The following is an 18,061-nucleotide window of genomic DNA, read 5'->3' as shown; positions in this document are numbered from 1 at the left end:
GGTCCCGATCCGCTGGCGCATCCTTTCGATCGCCCTGCTCAACTCCGCGGTCGTGATCGTGCTGGCGGTGCTGATCTGGAACGGCTCGAAGGTGCTCGGCTCGGCCTGGGAGGATGTCCGCCAGGTGCGGGAATCCGACAAGATCCTGGCCAAGCTCGAAAGCGAGACCAGCCGTCTGCAGAACCTGATCCATCGCTACATCAATCAGCCGAGCCCGGACCTGTTCGCTGAAATCCTGCTGCTCCGCGAGGCCGTGCTCGGCACGCTGACCAACCGGGCCTCGACCGACCCGATGCTGTCAGGCTCGGTCGAGCAGCTGGAGCGCGTCACCAGCCGTTTCCTCGACGGCTTCGGCGAACTGCGCACCGTGCAGACCAGGATCGCCAAGACCTATGACGAGCAGGTGCTGTCGCCGACCAAGGACATGGCCGGGCTCTATTCGATCATCGAGGGCGCGACCGGCCATCGCGATGCACTGATCTGGCCCGCGCTCGGCAAGTCGCGCGAGGCGTTCACCTCGCTGCTGGTCGCCGCCAACGCCTACTACCTCTCGCTTGCCTCCTCGTCGGCCGAGGAAGCCCGCCGCAACATCGATACGATCGAGCGGACGATTCCCGTCATGACCGATCTGGCCGAGAACGATCTGCAGCGGATGGCGCTGGCGCGGCTCAAGGTCAAGACCGCCGAGCTGCGCGACGGGCTCGGCAAGCTCAGCGAGCAGCTCACCAACCGCACCGATCTGCTGCGCAACTCGATCGACGCCAGCCAGGCGGATGCGATCGGCGCGATCGACGATCTCTCGGTGAAGATGCGCCAGCGCGAGCAGAAGGCGCAGGAGACGTTCGACAAGACGCTGACCTCGATCTCGCGCCGGGTGCTGTCGATTGCCGTGATCTTCCTCGGCGTCATCATGTCGGCCGGCGTCATGATCGCGCTGTCGATCCGGCTGCCGCTGGCGCAGATCATGGCCGCGATGCGCACCATCACCTCGGGGGACCTCGACCGGCCGGTGCAGGGCACGTCGGCCAAGGACGAGGTCGGCGCCATGGCGCGTGCGGTCGAAGTGTTCCGTGAAAACGCGATCGCCAAGCGCAAGACCGAGGACGAGCTGCGCACCGCCAAGGAGGAGGCCGAAAGCGCGCTGCTCGAGCTCAACACCGCGCAGCAGAACCTGATCGATGCCGAACGCCTCGCCGCGCTCGGCGGCCTCGTTGCCGGCGTCGCCCACGAGGTCAACAACCCGATCGGCATCAGCCTGACGGTCGCCTCGAGCTTTGCCCGCCGCAGCGAGATGTTCGAGAACGATTTGAAGACCGAGCCGCTGCGCCGCTCCAGGCTCGACGAGTTCGTCCGCGCCTCGCGTGACGCATCGCAGCAACTGGTCTCGAACCTGACGCGCGCCGGCGAGCTGATCCAGTCGTTCAAGCAGGTCGCCGTCGACCGCTCGCATGCCGAACGCCGCCAGTTCGCCTTGAGCGAATCCACCGACCAGATCGTGGCGAGCCTGCGGCCGGTGCTCAAGAAGGCCGCGATCGCGCTCTCGGTCGATGTGCCCGAGGGGCTCTTGATCGACGGCTATCCCGGCGCCTATGGGCAGATCTTAACCAATCTTTTCCTCAACGCCGTCAATCATGCCTTCGCCGATGGCCGCTCCGGCACCATCACCATCTCGGCGCGCGGGCGCGGCGCTGACGATGTGGAGATCATCTTCGCAGACGACGGGGCGGGCATGACGCCGGACGTGCAGCGGCAGGCGTTCGACCCGTTCTTTACGACGCGCCGCAACGAAGGTGGTACGGGCCTTGGCCTCCACATCGTCTATAACCTCGTCACCCAGCAGCTCGGTGGACGCATGATGCTGGAGTCAAGGGTAGGACAAGGCACCACTTTTCGCATTATCATGCCCAGGATCGCCAAGGGGGCTGCCAAGGGCGAGCCCACGATCGCTGACGCAGCAGCCGACGGAACCAGTCAATGGCCGAACAGGACGATGTCCTCCAACTGATCGACGATACCGAGAGCCCCCCGGAGGACTCGTCGGCCCGCAAATGGAAGATCGCCGTCATCGACGACGATCACGCCGTCCATGAAGGCACCCGTTTCGCGCTGAGCGATTACAACCTGAACGGTTCGACGCTGGAGATCCTCTCGGCCTACTCTGCGGCCGAAGGCCGCACGCTGATGCGGGACAACCCCGACATCGCGGCCGTGCTGCTCGACGTCATCATGGAGACCGACGTCGCCGGCCTCGAGCTCGTCGAGTTCATCCGCAACGAGATCAAGAACGAGACCGTGCGCATCATCCTGCGCACCGGCCAGCCCGGCCAGGCGCCGGAGCGGCGCGTCATCGTGCAATACGACATCAACGACTACAAGGCGAAGACCGAGCTCACCGCCGACAAGCTGTTCACGTCGCTGACCGCCGCGCTGCGCAGCTACCAGCAGCTCGAGCGCATGGTGCAGACGCGGCGCGGGCTCGAGATCATCATCGACGCGGCCTCGACGCTGTACGATTTCAAATCGATGCAGCGGCTGGCCGAGGGCGTGCTGACCCAGCTCGCCTCGCTGCTCAACGTCGACTGCGCCGGCATTCTGGTGCTGCGCGACGACGGCAATTCGGCGGCGGCCGATTTCTCGGTGCTGGCCTGCTCGGGCTGCTACAGCCGCTTCATCGGCACCACCTCGTCGAAGGCGCTCGATCCGGACCTGCGGCACATGGTGGAGGAAGCATTCCAGCGCCGCAAGAACGAGTTCGCCGACCACCGCAGCGTGCTCTATTCGCGCACCGGCAGCGGCCGCGAGGTCGTGGTGCTGCTGCAGGCCGAGCGCCAGCTCTCCGACACCGACCGTGCGCTGGTCGAGATATTCTCGAGCCGGCTGTCGATCGCGTTCGACAATGTGATCCTCTACCAGCAGCTGCACGAGGCCAACACCCAGCTCGAGGACCGCGTCGCGCAACGCACCCGCGCGCTGATGCAGGCCAACCGGCGGCTCTCGGCGCAATGGCTGCGGCTGCAGCGCGCCAACGGCTTCAAGAACGAAATCCTCGGCACCCGTCGCTCACGATCTGAAGAACCCGCTCGGCGTGATCCTCGGACGCACCGAGATGCTGACCGAACTGATCGGCGCCGGCTCGCCGAAGGAAAACGTCACATCGCAGGTCGAGCACATAAGGGACGCGACCAAGCGGCTGACCTCGATGGTCGACCATCTGATCTCGGACGCGATGGCCGACGCCTTCGACATCACCATCCGCCGCGAGCCGGTCGACGTCGCGGCCCTCGTCAACGAGGTCACCGAGGCCAATCTGCCCTCGGCGGTCAACAAGCAGCAGAGCATCTCGGTCTCGGGGCCGCAGCAATTCGTCACGATGTGCGACGCCGACCGGATCCGCGAGGCGATCGACAACCTCGTCAGCAACGCCATCAAGTACTCGCCGATCGGCGGCAAGATCACGGTCACGGTCAGCCATGAGGGCGACGACACCGTGATCCGGATCGCCGACCAGGGCCCCGGCCTCAGCCCCGAGGATCTCGGCCGGCTGTTCGGCCGGTTCCAGCGGCTGTCGGCCAAGCCGACCGCGGGCGAAAGCTCGACCGGGCTCGGCCTTTCCATCGTCAAGCGCATCATCGACATGCATGGCGGCCATGTGACCGCGCAGAGCCCGGGCCCCGGACAGGGGTCGACCTTTACGGTTACACTGCCGGCGACAGAGACATCATGAGCCAGAACCCGCATATCTTCATCGTGGACGATGAGGCGCCGGCCCGCGAAATGGTCGGCGATTACCTCAAGATGCACGGCTTCGGCGTGACGCTGTGCGACGGCGGCAAGAGCCTGCGCAAGGAGATCGAGGGCTGCACGCCCGATCTCGTGGTGCTGGACCTCAACATGCCCGAGGAAGACGGGCTGTCGATCATTCGCGACCTCAAGAGCAAGATCAACGTCCCCGTCATCATGCTGACAGCTACTGCCAGCCCGATCGACCGGGTGGTCGGGCTGGAGCTCGGCGCCGACGACTACGTGGCAAAGCCCTGCGAATTGCGCGAGCTGATGGCACGCATCCGCTCGGTGCTGCGGCGGAGCGGGCCGGCGAAAGCGACGGCGCCGGAACCGGCGAACGCGAAGGCCGAAAAGGAGCAGCTGGTGCGGTTCGGCACCAAATGGCTCGATCTCGAGGCCCAGGCGCTGCGCGACGACGAGGGCAACGAACATCCGCTGACGGCCTCCGAATTCGGCCTCCTGAAGGTGTTCGCGGCCAACCCGAAGCGGGTGCTGTCGCGCGAGCGGCTGCTGGAACTCGCCAATGCGCGCGACGCGGAGGCCTTCGACCGCGCCGTCGACCTGCGCATCATGCGCATCCGCCGCAAGATCGAATTCGACCCGACCAAGCCGTCCGTGATCCGCACCATCCGCGGCGGCGGCTATCTGTTCTCGCCGACCGGCGACAAGGCGTAGTCATTCCGGTGCCGTCCCCGTCATCCCCGCGCAAAGGCTTCGCCTTTGTCGCTGGAGGAGCCGCGCAGCGGCGTCTCGAAGGATGCACGGCCCCGGCTGGTGGCCGTCGATCCTTCGAGGCTCGCTGCGCTCGCACCTCAGGATGTCGGGACTACGCCCTGCATCATCCTCGAATTTATCGATTTGGCTGTGCGACACACCCAGAATCCACACAGCAAAGGCTGTCAATCCGCGCAAAAATCCCTAAGTTTCGGCCATGCCGAAAACAGCCTCCAAAGCCCCCGCCAAGCCCGCATCGAAGACCGACCCCAAGCCCGTTGCCGCCAAGGCCACGGCGAAGGGCGACCATGTCTTCCTGGTCGACGGCTCGTCCTACATCTTCCGCGCCTACCACGCGCTGCCGCCGCTGAACCGCAAATCCGACGGGCTGCAGGTCAACGCCGTGCTCGGCTTCTGCAACATGCTGTGGAAGCTGCTCCGCGACATGCCCGAGGACAACCGGCCGACGCATCTGGCGATCGTGTTCGACAAGTCGGAGATCACGTTCCGCAACAAGCTCTATCCCGACTACAAGGCGCACCGGCCGCCGGCGCCCGACGATCTGATCCCGCAATTCGCGCTGATCCGCGAGGCGGTGCGCGCCTTCGAACTGCCCTGCCTCGAGCAGGTCGGCTTCGAGGCCGACGATCTGATCGCGACCTATGCGCGGCTCGCCAGCGAGCGCGGCGCGACCACGACGATCGTGTCATCGGACAAGGATCTGATGCAGCTCGTCAACGACAAGGTCGTGATGTACGACACGATGAAGGATCGCCGCATCGGCCGCGACGAGGTGATCGAGAAGTTCGGCGTGCCGCCGGAGAAGGTGGTCGAGGTGCAGGCGCTGGCCGGCGACTCCACCGACAACGTGCCCGGCGTGCCCGGCATCGGCATCAAGACCGCCGCGCAGCTGATCATCGAATATGGCGATCTCGATCAGCTGCTGTTCCGCGCCGGCGAGATCAAGCAGCCGAAGCGGCGCGAGGCGCTGCTCGAGAACGCCGAGAAGGCGCGCATCTCGCGCCAGCTGGTGCTGCTCGACGACAAGGTCGAGCTCGAAGTGCCGCTCGACGACCTCGCCGTGAACGAGCCCGACTCGCGCCGGCTGATCGCCTTCCTCAAGGCGATGGAGTTCACCACCCTCACCCGCCGCGTCGCCGACTACGCGCAAATCGACCCGGCCAATGTCGATGCCGATCCCGGCAACAAGAGCGGCGCGAGCGTGTTCTCGCCACTGCCGCCGTCGGATGTGACGCCGGTGCCCGGAGACGCTCCGGCATCGGCCGCGGCGCCGCTGCCGAAAGCCAAGCCAACCGGCGCGCGCGACGACAAGAATTCGAACCTCAAGGGCACGCCGGCAACGCTGGCCGAGGCCCGCGGCGAGGCGATCCGCAAGACCGGCTTCGACCGCAAGGCGTATCAGGCGATCGGCAGTCTCGATCAGCTCAACGCCTTCATCGCCCGCGTGCCCGACACCGGCTATGTCGCGATCGAGGCGATGTCGGAATCGATCGACCCGATGCAGGGCGAGCTCGCCGGCCTTGCACTGGCGCTGGCGCCAAACGATGCGTGTTACGTCCCACTCAGCCACCGGCAGGCCGGCGGTGGCGCGGGCCTGTTCGATGCCGGCCTCGCACCCGGCCAGATCAAGACCGCCGAGGCGCTGGCGGCGCTGAGGCCGCTGCTGGAGTCCGTTGGAATCCAGAAGGTCGGCTTTGACGTCAAGTTCACCTCGGTGATGCTGGCGCAGCACGGAATCACCCTGCGCAACATCGACGATGCGCAGCTCATGAGCTACGCGCTCGATGCCGGCCGCGGCTCGCATGCGCTGGAGGCGCTCGCCGAGCGCTGGTTCGGCCACGCCGTCGTCAATTACGGCGGCCTCGTCGGCAGCGGCAAGGGCAAGCTGACCTTCGATCAGGTCACGATCGACAAGGCCAGCGAATATGCGGCCGAAAGTGCCGATGTGATTCTGCGGCTGTGGCGGGTGCTCAAGCCGCGTCTCGTCGCCGAGCGGATGACGACGGTGTATGAGACGCTGGAGCGGCCGCTGGTCTCGGTGCTGGCGCGGATGGAACGGCGCGGCATCTCGATCGATCGCCAGGTGCTGTCGCGGCTGTCGGGCGATTTCGCCCAGACCGCTGCGCGCGTCGAGGCCGAGATCCAGGAGATCGCCGGCGAGCCGGTCAATGTCGGCAGCCCGAAGCAAATCGGCGACATCATCTTCGGCAAGATGGGATTGCCCGGCGGCAGCAAGACCAAGACCGGCGCGTGGTCGACCACCGCGCAGGTGCTCGACGAGCTCGCCGAGCAAGGCCACGAATTCCCGAAGAAGATCCTGGAGTGGCGCCAGGTCTCGAAGCTGAAATCGACTTACACCGACGCGCTGCCGACCTATGTCAATCCGCAGACCCATCGCGTCCACACCACCTACGCGCTGGCCGCGACCACCACGGGCCGGCTGTCGTCGAACGAGCCGAACCTGCAGAACATCCCTGTTCGTACCGAGGACGGCCGCAAGATCCGCCGCGCGTTCATCGCGACGCCGGGCCACAAGCTGGTGTCGGCCGACTATTCCCAGATCGAGTTGCGGCTGCTCGCCGAGATCGCCGACGTGCCGGTGCTGCGCCAGGCCTTCCGCGACGGGCTCGACATTCACGCCATGACCGCATCCGAAATGTTCGGCGTGCCGATCAAGGACATGCCGAGCGAGGTGCGCCGCCGCGCCAAGGCGATCAACTTCGGCATCATCTACGGCATCTCGGCGTTCGGCCTCGCCAACCAGCTCGGCATCGCCCGCGAGGAGGCCTCGGCCTACATCAAGAAATACTTCGAGCGCTTCCCGGGCATCCGCGCCTATATGGACGAGACCAAGGACTTCTGCCGCCGCAACGGCTATGTGACGACGTTGTTCGGGCGCAAGTGCTACTACCCCGACATCAAGGCGTCCAACGCCTCGGTGCGCGCCTTCAACGAACGCGCCGCCATCAATGCGCGGCTGCAGGGCACCGCGGCTGACATCATCCGCCGCGCCATGATCCGCGTCGAGGACGCGCTCACCGAGAAAAAGCTCTCGGCGCAGATGCTTTTGCAGGTGCATGACGAACTGATCTTCGAGGTGCCCGACGACGAGGTCGCGGCGACGCTGCCGGTGGTGCAGAAGGTGATGCAGGACGCGCCTTTCCCGGCGGTGATCCTGTCGCTGCCGCTGCAGGTCGACGCCCGCGCCGCGAACAATTGGGACGAGGCGCATTAGAATCCGCCTCGCCCCGCTTGCGGCAGGGGTGTCCGGGGAAATTCAGGCATAGCGGAGCTCCATCTGGTCAGGTGAGATGGTTGATTTCCGACGGCTGGGGTTGGTGGGCGGAGGTTTGTCGATGGCAGCGAGGGATCGACGCGTGAGCAGGAGCTGGCCGACGAGTTCGGCGAACCTGAGCGGGAGCATTTTGATGCAGTTGGTGTGAGCGGCGATGCGCAGCAGCAGGTAGGCAATCATCGCAGCGAGCACCTGAAGGCGGATCGCGTTGTCGTTGGCGCCGAGGAACTTGCGAATATCGAGATGCTGCTTGATCCAGCGGAACAGCAGCTCGATTTGCCATCGGCTCTTGTAGAGGGCGGCGATCTCGACGGCGCTACGGGCAAGGTCGTTGGTCAGGAGTGTGATCTTGCCGCCTTTCTCGCGTCTGATCTTGATGCGGCGGAGCGGGATTGGAAGGCGCGAATCGCCCTTGCTGGTGAGCTTCACCTCGTCATCGGCAAGGATTTCGAAGCCATCCCCGTTACGCTTGCGGATGGCGCGATGCCTGAGCGAGCGAAGACGGATGCTCGTCTTCGCCCGGGTAACGAAGAAAGCCTTGCTATCATTGATCTTCTGCCACCAGTCGAAACGGCAATAGCCCTTGTCAAACACATAGGTGGTGGCGGGCTGGATTGGGGTCTGTCGGCCGATCTCGATGTCATTGACGTTCGCGGCCGTCATCTCGACGCAGGTCGGGACATCGCTCCTTGGGTCGTAGACGACATGCAGCTTCATGCCGCGGATGCGGCCGTTCCACGTCGCCCAACTGCAGACCTTGCCGAGCGGGATCGGACTGGCGTCGATCAGACGCACCATCTCCATGCCTTCACTCCGCAGCTGGCGACGCGCCATCGCCGACAGCGCCGCAAAGGTTTGCGCGAAAATGCCGATCGGACGGCGGGCATTGGCATCGGACAACGTCGAGCGCGACAGCTTGCCGGTTCCCAAGTGATAGTGATGCTGCGAATTGGCGTTGAAGCCAGTCACCACCCCGCGCAGACTGCTGTTGCCGCTAAGCTGGGCATAGATCAGCGCCACCAGATGATCCCAGCTCCTGAACGACTTGTCGTAGGCATCCCCGTCCAGACGATCCACAACCGTCTGAAACTGCCGTCGATTGATCGGTTCAAGCAGCCTTCCAAAAATGCTACCGCGATATCGCATGCTCGGCCCTCTGTGTCTCGACAACCAGAAAAGACCGATTTGCCTCGGTCCTGCCGAGCATGCACCGCGACACAGTGAATCATTCCCCGGACACCCCTGCGCTTGCGGGGAGAGGTCGGATCGCTCTTGCGATCCGGGTGAGGGGGGACAGGTCTCACCTCGGTCCTTGCGCGTTGAGAGAACCCCTCACTCCAACCCTCTCAGAGCGAGCTTCGCTCGTCTCGACCCCGCATCCGCCTTCGCCCGAAGGCGGGATTCGGCGGACAAGAGAGCGGGGCGAGGGAGCGCACCAGCTTCGCCGCCACATTGCTCCGAGAGCAATTCCGAGATGGCCGCGCGGCGGACGACACGCTAGAAGTGTGCGCATTCCCTCGCGAGACCCGTCATGCCCCACACCTCCGCTTTGCTCGGCTTTGCGCTCATCTGCCTCGGCATGGTGCTGACGCCGGGGCCGAACATGATCTACCTGATCTCGCGCTCGATCACGCAGGGGCCCGCGGCCGGCATCGTCTCGCTCGGCGGCGTGGCGCTCGGCTTCGTGTTCTACATGCTGTGCGCGGCATTCGGCATCACCGCATTGCTGTTTGCGATTCCCTACGCCTATGACGCGCTGCGCTTTGCCGGCGCGGGCTATCTGCTCTGGCTGGCGTGGCAGGCATTGAAGCCCGGCGGCCGCTCGCCGTTCCAGGTCAAGGCGCTGAAGGTCGACGGCCCGCGCAAGCTGTTCGCGATGGGCTTCGTCACCAATCTGCTGAACCCGAAGATCGCGATGCTTTATCTGGCGCTGCTGCCGCAGTTCATCGATCCCGCCGGCGGCAGCGTGCTGACGCAGTCGCTCGCGCTCGGCTCGATCCAGATCGTGATCAGCGTCAGCGTCAACGCGATGATCGCGCTCGCCGCCGGTTCGATCGCGGTGTTTCTCGGCACTCGCCCGACCTGGCTCCTGGTGCAGCGCTGGCTGATGGGCACGGTGCTCGCAGGGCTGGCGATGAAGATGGCGCTCGAGGCGCGGCGGGCCTAGCTTTCTTCACCTCGCCCCGCTCTTGCGGGAGAGGTCGGCGCGTAGCGCCGGGTGAGGGGCGCATCCGCAAATTCAATTCCCACCGTTATCGGGGAGATAGCCCCTCACCCCACCCCTCTCCCCGCAAGGGCGGGGCGAGGGAGAAGATCAATCCAGCTTTGCCTCCATTCCCCGCTTCGTCGCCGGGCGGGCCATCAGCGTCTCGTACCAGCGCTTGACGTTGGGGAAGTCTGCCAGCTCGACCTTGTGGCGCGGATGGCGCCAGGCCCAGCCGAGGATGGCGAAATCGGCGACCGAGAGATCGCCGGCGACGAATTCGCGCTCCTGAAGCCGGCGGTCGAGCACGCCGTAGAGCCGCCGCGTCTCGGCCATGTAGCGCTTCAGGCCATAGGCGCGGTCCTGCTCGTTCTCCAGCGCGATGAAATGGTGCACCTGGCCCGGCATCGGGCCGAAGCCGCCCATCTGCCACATCAGCCACTCATAGACCGGGATCCGCTCCGCCAGCGGCTTCGGCAGGAACTTGCCGGTCTTCTCGCCGAGATAGAGCAGGATCGCGCCGGACTCGAAAATGCTGACCGGCTTGTCGCCCGGCCCATCCGGATCGACGATCGCGGGGATCTTGTTGTTCGGACTGATCGCGAGGAAAGCGGGCGCCATCTGCTCGCCCTTGCTGATGTTCACCGGGATCACCTTGTAGGGCAACCCCATTTCCTCCAGCGCCACCGAGATCTTGCGGCCGTTGGGGGTGTTCCAAGTGTGCAGCTCGATGGTCATTTCCGCTTCCCGTGCAAGTGTTTGGGCAAGTGTTCGGCCGAGTGTTTGGCGCCTGCTTACGGGGAACGGAACGGCCGCACAACCGCGCTTTCCGGAAAGCACGCCCGCGGAAATCGCGGCTTGGGCACTGTTGACGGCCCGATTTCCACGCTGGAATGTGCCGGTAAGCGTGGATAGATTGCCGCCCGCCTCAAACCCTCAAGGGAAAAAGTCTTTGTCCAAATCAGCCTCCCGCGCCCGCCTCGCCGAGATCATCCGCAAGCGCTCGTTCGGCCGCGGCGAGATCACGCTGGCGTCGGGCCGCAAGAGCGACTTCTATTTCAACCTGAAGCCGACGATGCTCGATCCCGAGGGCGCGGCGCTGCTCGCCGAGCTCACCTATGAAGCGCTGAAGGACGACAAGCTCGATTTCGTCGGCGGGCTCGAGATGGGCGCGGTGCCGCTCGCCGGCGCCATCGCGCAACTGTCCTGGCTGAAGGGCCACCCGATCGCGGCGTTCTTCGTGCGCAAGAAGCCGAAGGAGCACGGCGCGAAGCTGTCCGTCGAAGGGCTGGCCAAGGGCGAAAGCCTTGCGGGCAAGCGGATCGTGATCGTCGAGGACGTCACCACGACAGGCGGCTCGGCGCTGAAGGCGGTGGAAGCCGTGCGCGAGGCCGGCGGCGAGATCGCCCTGGTCTTCACCATGGTCGACCGCGAGGAAGGCGCCACCGAGACGTTCGCCGAAGCCGGGCTCCAATTCCGCGCGCTGTACAAGGCCGGCGAGTTCCTGAAGGACTGACGGCTCTCTTCTCCCTCGCCCCGTTCTCTTGTCCGCCGAAGCCCGCCTTCGGGCGAAGGCGGATGCGGGGAGAGGGTTGGGGTGAGGGGCCTCTCTCCGCGCTTGCAATTGTCGAGAGACCTGTACCCCCTCACCCGGATCGCATCTTACGATGCGACATAGCCGAAGCCTTGCTTCGGCGTTCTTGAGGACGGCCGCCGAAGGCGGCCTATGCCTCTCCCCGCAAGCGGGGCGAGGTAAGCGAGATTCGCTTTCCTGTGACGCAGTCACGCTCAATCAATCGCTCGTTTACCATCACGCCTTAAGGTGAAGCCGCCGGGGCAGCTTGTCGCCGCGGCGTGGCGCGTCGGGTGGAGTTGGCGTTGCGTACAGAGTTGAGTGATCGGCGCATGCGGCGCCGCGTGATGCTTGCCGCCGCGGCCTTTGCGGGTTCCATCCTGGTGGTGCCCGCGCCTGTGTCGGCCGAAGGCCTGTTCGACTTCTTCTTCGGCGGTTCCCAGAAGCAGCAGAGCCGGCAGGCGCCGCCGCAAGCCAATTTCTTCGCCGACCCGTTAGGCCTCAACCAGCAGGCTGAACGGCAGCCGTCCGCCCCCATCTCGGCGCCGCGCGTGGCCGGTTCCGGACCGGCGTATTGCGTGCGCAGCTGCGACGGCAAATATTTTCCGCTGACGATGCGCGGCAACGCCACGCCGGCGCAGCTTTGCCAGGCGTTCTGTCCGGCGAGCGCGACCAAGGTCTATTACGGCAGCCATATCGACAGCGCCGCATCGACCGCTGGCGAACGCTACGCCGACAGCGAGAACGCCTTCGCCTATCGCAAGGCGTTGCGCGCCGACTGCACCTGCAACGGCCGCGACCCGGCGGGGCTCGCGCCGGTCGACCTCGCGCTCGATGCCTCGCTGCGTGCCGGCGACGTGATCGCGACCACCGACGGCCTCGTCGCCTATACCGGCATCCGTGTCGGCAACGAGCAGTCGTTCGACTTCACGCCGGTTGCCTCCTATCCCGGACTGACTTCGGCGGTCCGCGCGCGGCTCGGCGAAATGAAGGTCGCCCCGGTCAGCGCCGAGATCGCCGGCGACGCGCCGCTGCCGGAAACCAGAAGCGATGTCGCGCCGTCGCCGCCGTCGTCTGTTGCGCCGAAGGGCAACGCCGCAAAGCCGGCAAGGCGCGCCGAAGCGAACTGACGGGCGTCAGCCCGTCATTCCGGGATGGTGCGTAAGCACCAGACCCGGAATCTCGAGATTCCGGGTTCGATGCTTCGCATCGCCCCGGAATGACATCGCGACAACTATCAGCGCGCCACGATCACGCCGATCACGTTCGGCGCGGCCATGTATTTCTCCTCGATCGCGGCCCGCGCGGCCGCGCGGTTCTCCGGATTGAGGATGCCGCGCTTCTCGGCGAGGATCATCCAGCAATAGCCCCACCAGTCCGTCAGCATGCCGTGGTCGTCGACGAGATCATAACCCTGCTCGCCGGCGAAGATCCGCGCATGCGCTTCATCGAGCGAGTCGAGCCAGGCGTGATCCTCGTCCGAGAACAGTTCGTCGCTGAAATCATCCGTGGTGTAGCCCCAGATCGACATGCAGACCGCGTTGAACTCGCGATCGAGCTGGTCGTCGTCGATCGGCTGGCGGCGCGAGGCCTGGTGCAGCCGCGACAGCGACCGCGCGAAATCGGCAATCCGGGTCAGGGCGAATTGATCGAAGGCGATGGTGGACATGTAGTCCTCGCAGAGACTGAAAGACCATAGATATTGTGTCGGCGCAGCCGCCGAATCACAATGATATATCAAAGACTTGCTAAAGTGTTCTTAATTCGTTCTGATGCTATCAGTAGACGTCGCCCCGGCGAAGGCCGGGGCCCATAACCACCGCTATCGGACATCTCACGTGATCGGTGCCCCGAAATGAATGCCGCAGTCTATTACGTCTACATTCTCGCGAGCCGCCGCCATGGGACACTCTACGTCGGCGTCAGCAACGATCTTTGCAATCGGCTTACGCTTCACCGCTCTGGACACGGCTCACAGCTCGTCAAGAAATACGGCGTCACGCGACTGGTTTACGTGGAGGTCTACGCCACACCGCAGGAAGCGATCGCACGGGAAAAAGCGCTGAAGGAATGGCGCCGCGACTGGAAGATTCGCCTGATCGAGAAAGACAATCCGGAGTGGGGCGACCTGTCCCATCTTCTCTGACGGCTGTGGTTATGGGCCCCGGCCTTCGCCGGGGCGACGAATTGCGGTGACTGCCCTCGCCTCATGAAAAAGCTGACACAGCGCCCCCAAAAGCAATTCGGGCCGCTGACCAGGTCAGCGGCCCGTTGAAAATGGCTTCGGAATGAAATGCGTCGGAGCTGAAAAATGTGCCCGCCCCACGAGCGACAGCTGTGTTTGTAAAGGCTCCGTTAAGGCTTGGAAATCCGTATCACCACGGTGTCCCGATGGAGCGTGAAAGAGCGTTGCGCGGCCGCTCAATTCATCGCCGAGAGCAGCTTGTCGCCGCAGGCATTTGCGTAGAACTTGCCGCCGCATTGCCGCTTGATGGCGGCACAGCGCGCGGCGGGCGATGCGTTCTGCGCCACGCTGAAGCCGCAATTCAGGCCGTCGGCGCTGCGGCCCGGTCTGCCCGCGGCATCGGCTGCGCTGGTCGCCGTGATGCACACCACGAGCAACGCCGCGGCCGCGATTTCGATCAAGAGTCTCATCACGCATCCTCCGGTCAATTGTCGCGAAATCCCGGCTTCTGCAGCGCCATCGTAGCACCCATGACGGCTGGTCCGGAAGGTTCCCGAAGCGGCCCGGTCCTTGCATAAAATCACGGCAGCGCTGTGTATGGCACCGTCCCTGACGGTTTCGATTGCCATGCAAGGCGGGTATCATTGCGCTGGAGCGTAATCGGAAGGCCGCGGAACCGGGATTTCCGGGGAACCATGCTCCACCAATGAGATGGGGTCATGATGCGCATCACCGCATCATGTTCCGGTTGAACGGCAGGGATTGGGCGCGTTGCAGGAACAGACAAACTACCCGGCATTGAACCAGCCGATCGACGAGCTGGCGCTGACCGAGATCAAGAGCGCGATCCTGGCCAAGCTCCGGCTTGCGATCGGCAAGGACGCCACCGTTGCGACCAGACGCGACTGGTACAAGGCCGCGGCACTGACGCTGCGCGACCGCATCGTGCACCACTGGCTGACGGCCGAGAAGCAGAGCTACGACGCCGGCGCCAAGCGCGTCTATTATCTCTCGCTCGAGTTCCTGATCGGGCGCCTGTTCACCGACGCGCTCAACAATATGGGACTACTGCCGCTGTTCGAGGCGGCGCTCGGCGACCTCGGCGTCGATCTCTCGGACCTGCGCAAATGCGAGCCGGATGCGGCGCTCGGCAATGGCGGCCTCGGCCGGCTCGCGGCCTGCTTCATGGAGAGCATGGCGACGCTGGCGATCCCCGCGACCGGCTACGGCATCCGCTACGATTTCGGCCTGTTCCGCCAGATCATGAACCAGGGCTGGCAGCAGGAATATCCCGACGAGTGGCTTGCCTTCGGCAATCCCTGGGAATTCCAGCGGCCGGAGGTGGTCTACAACGTTCACTTCGGCGGCAATGTCGAGCATGTCGACGAGCGCGGCCGCGACCGCGCCACCTGGCATCCGGCGGAAACCGTCGAGGCCATGGCCTATGACACGCCGATCGTCGGCTGGCGCGGCCAGCACGTCAACGCGCTCCGCCTGTGGTCGGCGCATGCACCCGATCCGCTCGAGCTCGACGTCTTCAACACCGGCGACTACGTCTCGGCCAGCGCCGAGCAGGCGCGCGCGGAAGCGATCTGCAAATTCCTCTATCCGAACGACGAGAGCGCGGCGGGCCGCGAGCTCCGGCTGCGCCAGGAATACTTCTTCGTCTCGGCCTCATTGCAGGATCTCGTCAAGCGGCATCTCGCCTCCGACGGCGGCCTGCGCAATCTTGCGCAGAAGGCGGCCGTGCAGCTCAACGATACCCATCCGAGCCTTGCGGTCACCGAACTGATGCGCATCCTGGTCGACCTGCACAATTTCCGCTGGGACGAGGCCTGGAAGATTACGGTCGCGACCCTGTCCTACACCAACCACACGCTGCTGCCCGAGGCGCTCGAGACCTGGCCGGTCGAACTGTTCGAGCGGCTGCTGCCGCGGCATCTCGAGATCATCTACCGCATCAATGTGGCCCATCTCGCGCTCGCCGAGGAGCGTTTCCCCGGCGACATCGAGTATCGCGCCTCGGTCTCGCTGATCGACGAACGCAGCGGCCGCCGCGTGCGGATGGGCCAGCTCGCCTTCGTCGGCTCGCACCGCATCAACGGCGTCTCCGCGATGCATTCCGACCTGATGAAGGAGACCGTGTTCCACGACCTGCATCATCTCTATCCGTCGCGCATCACCAACAAGACCAACGGCATCACGTTCCGCCGCTGGCTGATGCTGGCCAATCCGCGGCTGACCGCGCTGCTGCGCGAAACCTGCGGCGAGGCCGTGCTCGACGACTTCTCGCTGCTCGAGCGGCTCGAGACCCATTCGAGCGATCTGGAATTCCAGCGGCGCTTCCGCGACGTCAAGCATCACAACAAGCTGGCGCTGGCAAGGCTGATCGGCGAGCGCAACCACATCAAGGTCGACCCGTCGGCGCTGTTCGACGTGCAGATCAAGCGCATCCACGAATACAAGCGGCAGCTGCTCAACATCCTGGAGACGATCGCGCTGTACCACGCGATGAAGGATGAGCCGCGGCGCGACTGGGTGCCGCGCGTGAAAATCTTCGCCGGCAAGGCGGCGGCGAGCTATCGATACGCCAAGCTGATCATCAAGCTGATCAACGACGTCGCCGAGGTCGTCAACAACGACGCTTCGCTCGGCGGCAGGCTGAAGGTCGCCTTCCTAGCCGACTACAATGTCAGCCTCGCCGAGGTGATCATTCCGGCCGCCGATCTCTCCGAGCAGATCTCGACCGCCGGCATGGAGGCCTCCGGCACCGGCAACATGAAGCTCGCACTGAACGGTGCACTGACGATCGGCACGCTCGACGGCGCCAATATCGAGATCCGCGACAATGTCGGCGAGGAGAACATCGCGATCTTCGGCCTCGAGGCCGGCGACGTCATGGTCCGCCGCAAGCAGGGATTGGACGCCAGCGATGCGATCCGCAAATCGCCACGGCTGGAGCGCGCGATCCGCGCCATCGAGAGCGGCGAGTTCTCGCCCGGCGATCCCGCACGCTTCGCCTCGATCGGGCACGCGCTGCGCTACCTCGACCACTACATGGTCTCGGCCGATTTCGATTCCTACTACGACGCGCAGCGCGGCATCGACGCCCGCTGGATGGTAGCGCCGGCATGGACCCGCGCCTCGATCCTCAATGTGGCGCGCATGGCCTGGTTCTCCTCCGACCGCACCATCCGCGAATATGCCGAGGACATCTGGCACGTGCCGATGCATCCGGGTGCCTCGCCGCAGCTCGGCAACCAGCGCGAGGCGAAGGGATAATCCCGGGACGCGGAAATCGATTACGCCCGACGTCATTGAAATCAGCGCAATGCTCGCGATATTGCATGACGAACGTCATTGCTCGTCATTGCGTATGGCGATACGGAAGCGCCAGTCGATATTGAAAGACCTGCATGCTCACCAAGACCCCGCACCTTTTCGATGAAGCCACCGCCGTGACCGCCGGCGACAGCCGCTGGCAGGGACGGACCAGTCCCGATTACTGGGCGTTCGTCGGCCCGTTCGGCGGCTGCACGGCCGCGACGATCCTGCGCGCGCTGATGCAGCATCCGCAGCGCGCAGGCGATCCGCTGGCGCTGACGGTCAACTACTGCGCGCCGGTCGCCGAGGGCGCGTTCGATCTCGATGTCCGCCTGGTCAAGGCCAACCGCTCGAGCCAGCACTGGTCGGTCGACATGACGCAGGGCGGCGGCGAGGTCGCGACGCTGGCAACCGCCGTGTTCGCCGAGCGCCGCCCGTCCTGGTCGCACCAGCCGGCCGAATTTCCGGGCGCCGTGCCGTTCGAACAGCTGCGCTCCTTTCCGAAGCTCAAGATGACCTGGGCCAACCAGTACGACTTCCGTTTCGCCGAGGGCGAGCCGAAGTTCGCCGGCGGCGGCGGCGCGAAACAGCCGTCGAGCCCGTATTCAAAGCTCTGGATCGCCGACCGTGTGCCGCGCAAGCTCGATGCGCTGTCGCTGATGTCGATGTCGGACGCGTTCTTCGGCCGCGTCTTCCACGCAAGGCACGAACTGGTGCCGTTCGGCACCGTGTCGCTGACCACCTATTTCCACGCCGACGCGGCCGACCTGGACGCGGAGGATACCACCCGCGTGCTCGCCACCGCCGACGCCAAGAGCTTCCACAAGAGCTACGGCGACCAGCAGGGCGAATTGTGGTCGCCGTCCGGCCGGCTGCTCGCGACCACGACGCAGATCGCTTATTTCAAGGCGTAGCCAAATATCCACATTGGTCTGTTACGACCGCATTGCCTATTTCAAGGGT

Annotated in this window: 13 protein-coding genes and 1 pseudogene; 10 read left to right on the top strand and 4 right to left on the bottom strand. The window is 64.9% G+C overall.

Annotated elements, in window-relative coordinates; genetic code table 11:
- Positions 1-7 precede the first annotated feature (7 nt).
- From ACVWZM_RS23885 to polA, 4 genes and pseudogenes are all read left to right on the top strand, one after another.
- Entirely contained in the window at positions 8-2,005 is a 1,998-nt protein-coding gene (locus ACVWZM_RS23885; protein ID WP_168859052.1) for a sensor histidine kinase, read from the top strand.
- Positions 1,975-3,724 (top strand): annotated as a pseudogene (locus ACVWZM_RS23880) (ATP-binding response regulator). The gene ACVWZM_RS23885 and the pseudogene ACVWZM_RS23880 overlap by 31 nt, the downstream one beginning before the upstream one ends.
- Positions 3,721-4,458, top strand: a complete 738-nt coding sequence (locus tag ACVWZM_RS23875; protein WP_057019491.1) for a response regulator — start codon at positions 3,721-3,723, stop codon at positions 4,456-4,458. Before ACVWZM_RS23880 ends, ACVWZM_RS23875 begins: the two are co-directional and overlap by 4 nt.
- 256 nt (positions 4,459-4,714) lie before the next feature.
- On the top strand, positions 4,715-7,753 hold the full coding sequence (polA, locus tag ACVWZM_RS23870; RefSeq protein WP_456855117.1) for a DNA polymerase I: 3,039 nt from the start codon (positions 4,715-4,717) through the stop codon (positions 7,751-7,753).
- 42 nt (positions 7,754-7,795) lie between these two features.
- Here polA and ACVWZM_RS23865 read toward each other — a convergent pair whose 3' ends face one another.
- On the bottom strand, positions 7,796-8,959 hold the full coding sequence (locus ACVWZM_RS23865; protein WP_456853777.1) for an IS4 family transposase: 1,164 nt from the start codon (positions 8,957-8,959) through the stop codon (positions 7,796-7,798).
- Positions 8,960-9,344: 385 nt separating this feature from the next.
- Between ACVWZM_RS23865 and ACVWZM_RS23860 the strand changes: the two genes are divergently transcribed.
- Entirely contained in the window at positions 9,345-9,980 is a 636-nt protein-coding gene (locus tag ACVWZM_RS23860) for a LysE family translocator (RefSeq protein WP_092078615.1), read from the top strand.
- Positions 9,981-10,127: 147 nt separating this feature from the next.
- Here ACVWZM_RS23860 and ACVWZM_RS23855 read toward each other — a convergent pair whose 3' ends face one another.
- On the bottom strand, positions 10,128-10,754 hold the full coding sequence (locus tag ACVWZM_RS23855) for a glutathione S-transferase family protein (RefSeq protein ID WP_456855115.1): 627 nt from the start codon (positions 10,752-10,754) through the stop codon (positions 10,128-10,130).
- A 214-nt stretch (positions 10,755-10,968) separates the two neighbouring features.
- Between ACVWZM_RS23855 and pyrE the strand changes: the two genes are divergently transcribed.
- Positions 10,969-11,532, top strand: a complete 564-nt coding sequence (pyrE, locus tag ACVWZM_RS23850; RefSeq protein WP_057019495.1) for an orotate phosphoribosyltransferase — start codon at positions 10,969-10,971, stop codon at positions 11,530-11,532.
- 389 nt (positions 11,533-11,921) lie between these two features.
- A complete protein-coding gene (locus tag ACVWZM_RS23845; RefSeq protein ID WP_456855113.1) occupies positions 11,922-12,719 on the top strand; it encodes a DUF2865 domain-containing protein in 798 nt (265 codons plus the stop codon).
- A 107-nt stretch (positions 12,720-12,826) separates the two neighbouring features.
- On the opposite strand, the gene ACVWZM_RS23840 is transcribed toward ACVWZM_RS23845, so the two are convergent.
- Complete coding sequence (locus tag ACVWZM_RS23840) at positions 12,827-13,258, bottom strand: hypothetical protein (RefSeq protein ID WP_016843277.1); 432 nt, start codon at positions 13,256-13,258, stop codon at positions 12,827-12,829.
- Positions 13,259-13,444: 186 nt separating this feature from the next.
- Here ACVWZM_RS23840 and ACVWZM_RS23835 point away from each other — a divergent pair, with 186 nt between their 5' ends.
- Positions 13,445-13,735, top strand: a complete 291-nt coding sequence (locus ACVWZM_RS23835; RefSeq protein ID WP_456855111.1) for a GIY-YIG nuclease family protein — start codon at positions 13,445-13,447, stop codon at positions 13,733-13,735.
- Positions 13,736-14,010: 275 nt separating this feature from the next.
- Here the strand turns inward: ACVWZM_RS23835 and ACVWZM_RS23830 are convergent, their stop codons facing one another.
- Complete coding sequence (locus tag ACVWZM_RS23830; protein WP_057019498.1) at positions 14,011-14,244, bottom strand: hypothetical protein; 234 nt, start codon at positions 14,242-14,244, stop codon at positions 14,011-14,013.
- Between the two features lie 292 nt (positions 14,245-14,536).
- Between ACVWZM_RS23830 and ACVWZM_RS23825 the strand changes: the two genes are divergently transcribed.
- Positions 14,537-17,056, top strand: a complete 2,520-nt coding sequence (locus tag ACVWZM_RS23825; RefSeq protein WP_456855109.1) for a glycogen/starch/alpha-glucan phosphorylase — start codon at positions 14,537-14,539, stop codon at positions 17,054-17,056.
- 134 nt (positions 17,057-17,190) lie between these two features.
- Positions 17,191-18,012, top strand: coding sequence for an acyl-CoA thioesterase (locus tag ACVWZM_RS23820; RefSeq protein WP_456855107.1), 822 nt, complete (start codon positions 17,191-17,193; stop codon positions 18,010-18,012).
- The last annotated feature ends 49 nt before the right edge of the window (positions 18,013-18,061 follow it).

Source organism: Bradyrhizobium sp. USDA 4501, assembly GCF_054062115.1.
Note: the sequence above shows the minus strand (reverse complement) of the source record. Positions and strands in the feature narration are given on the sequence as shown.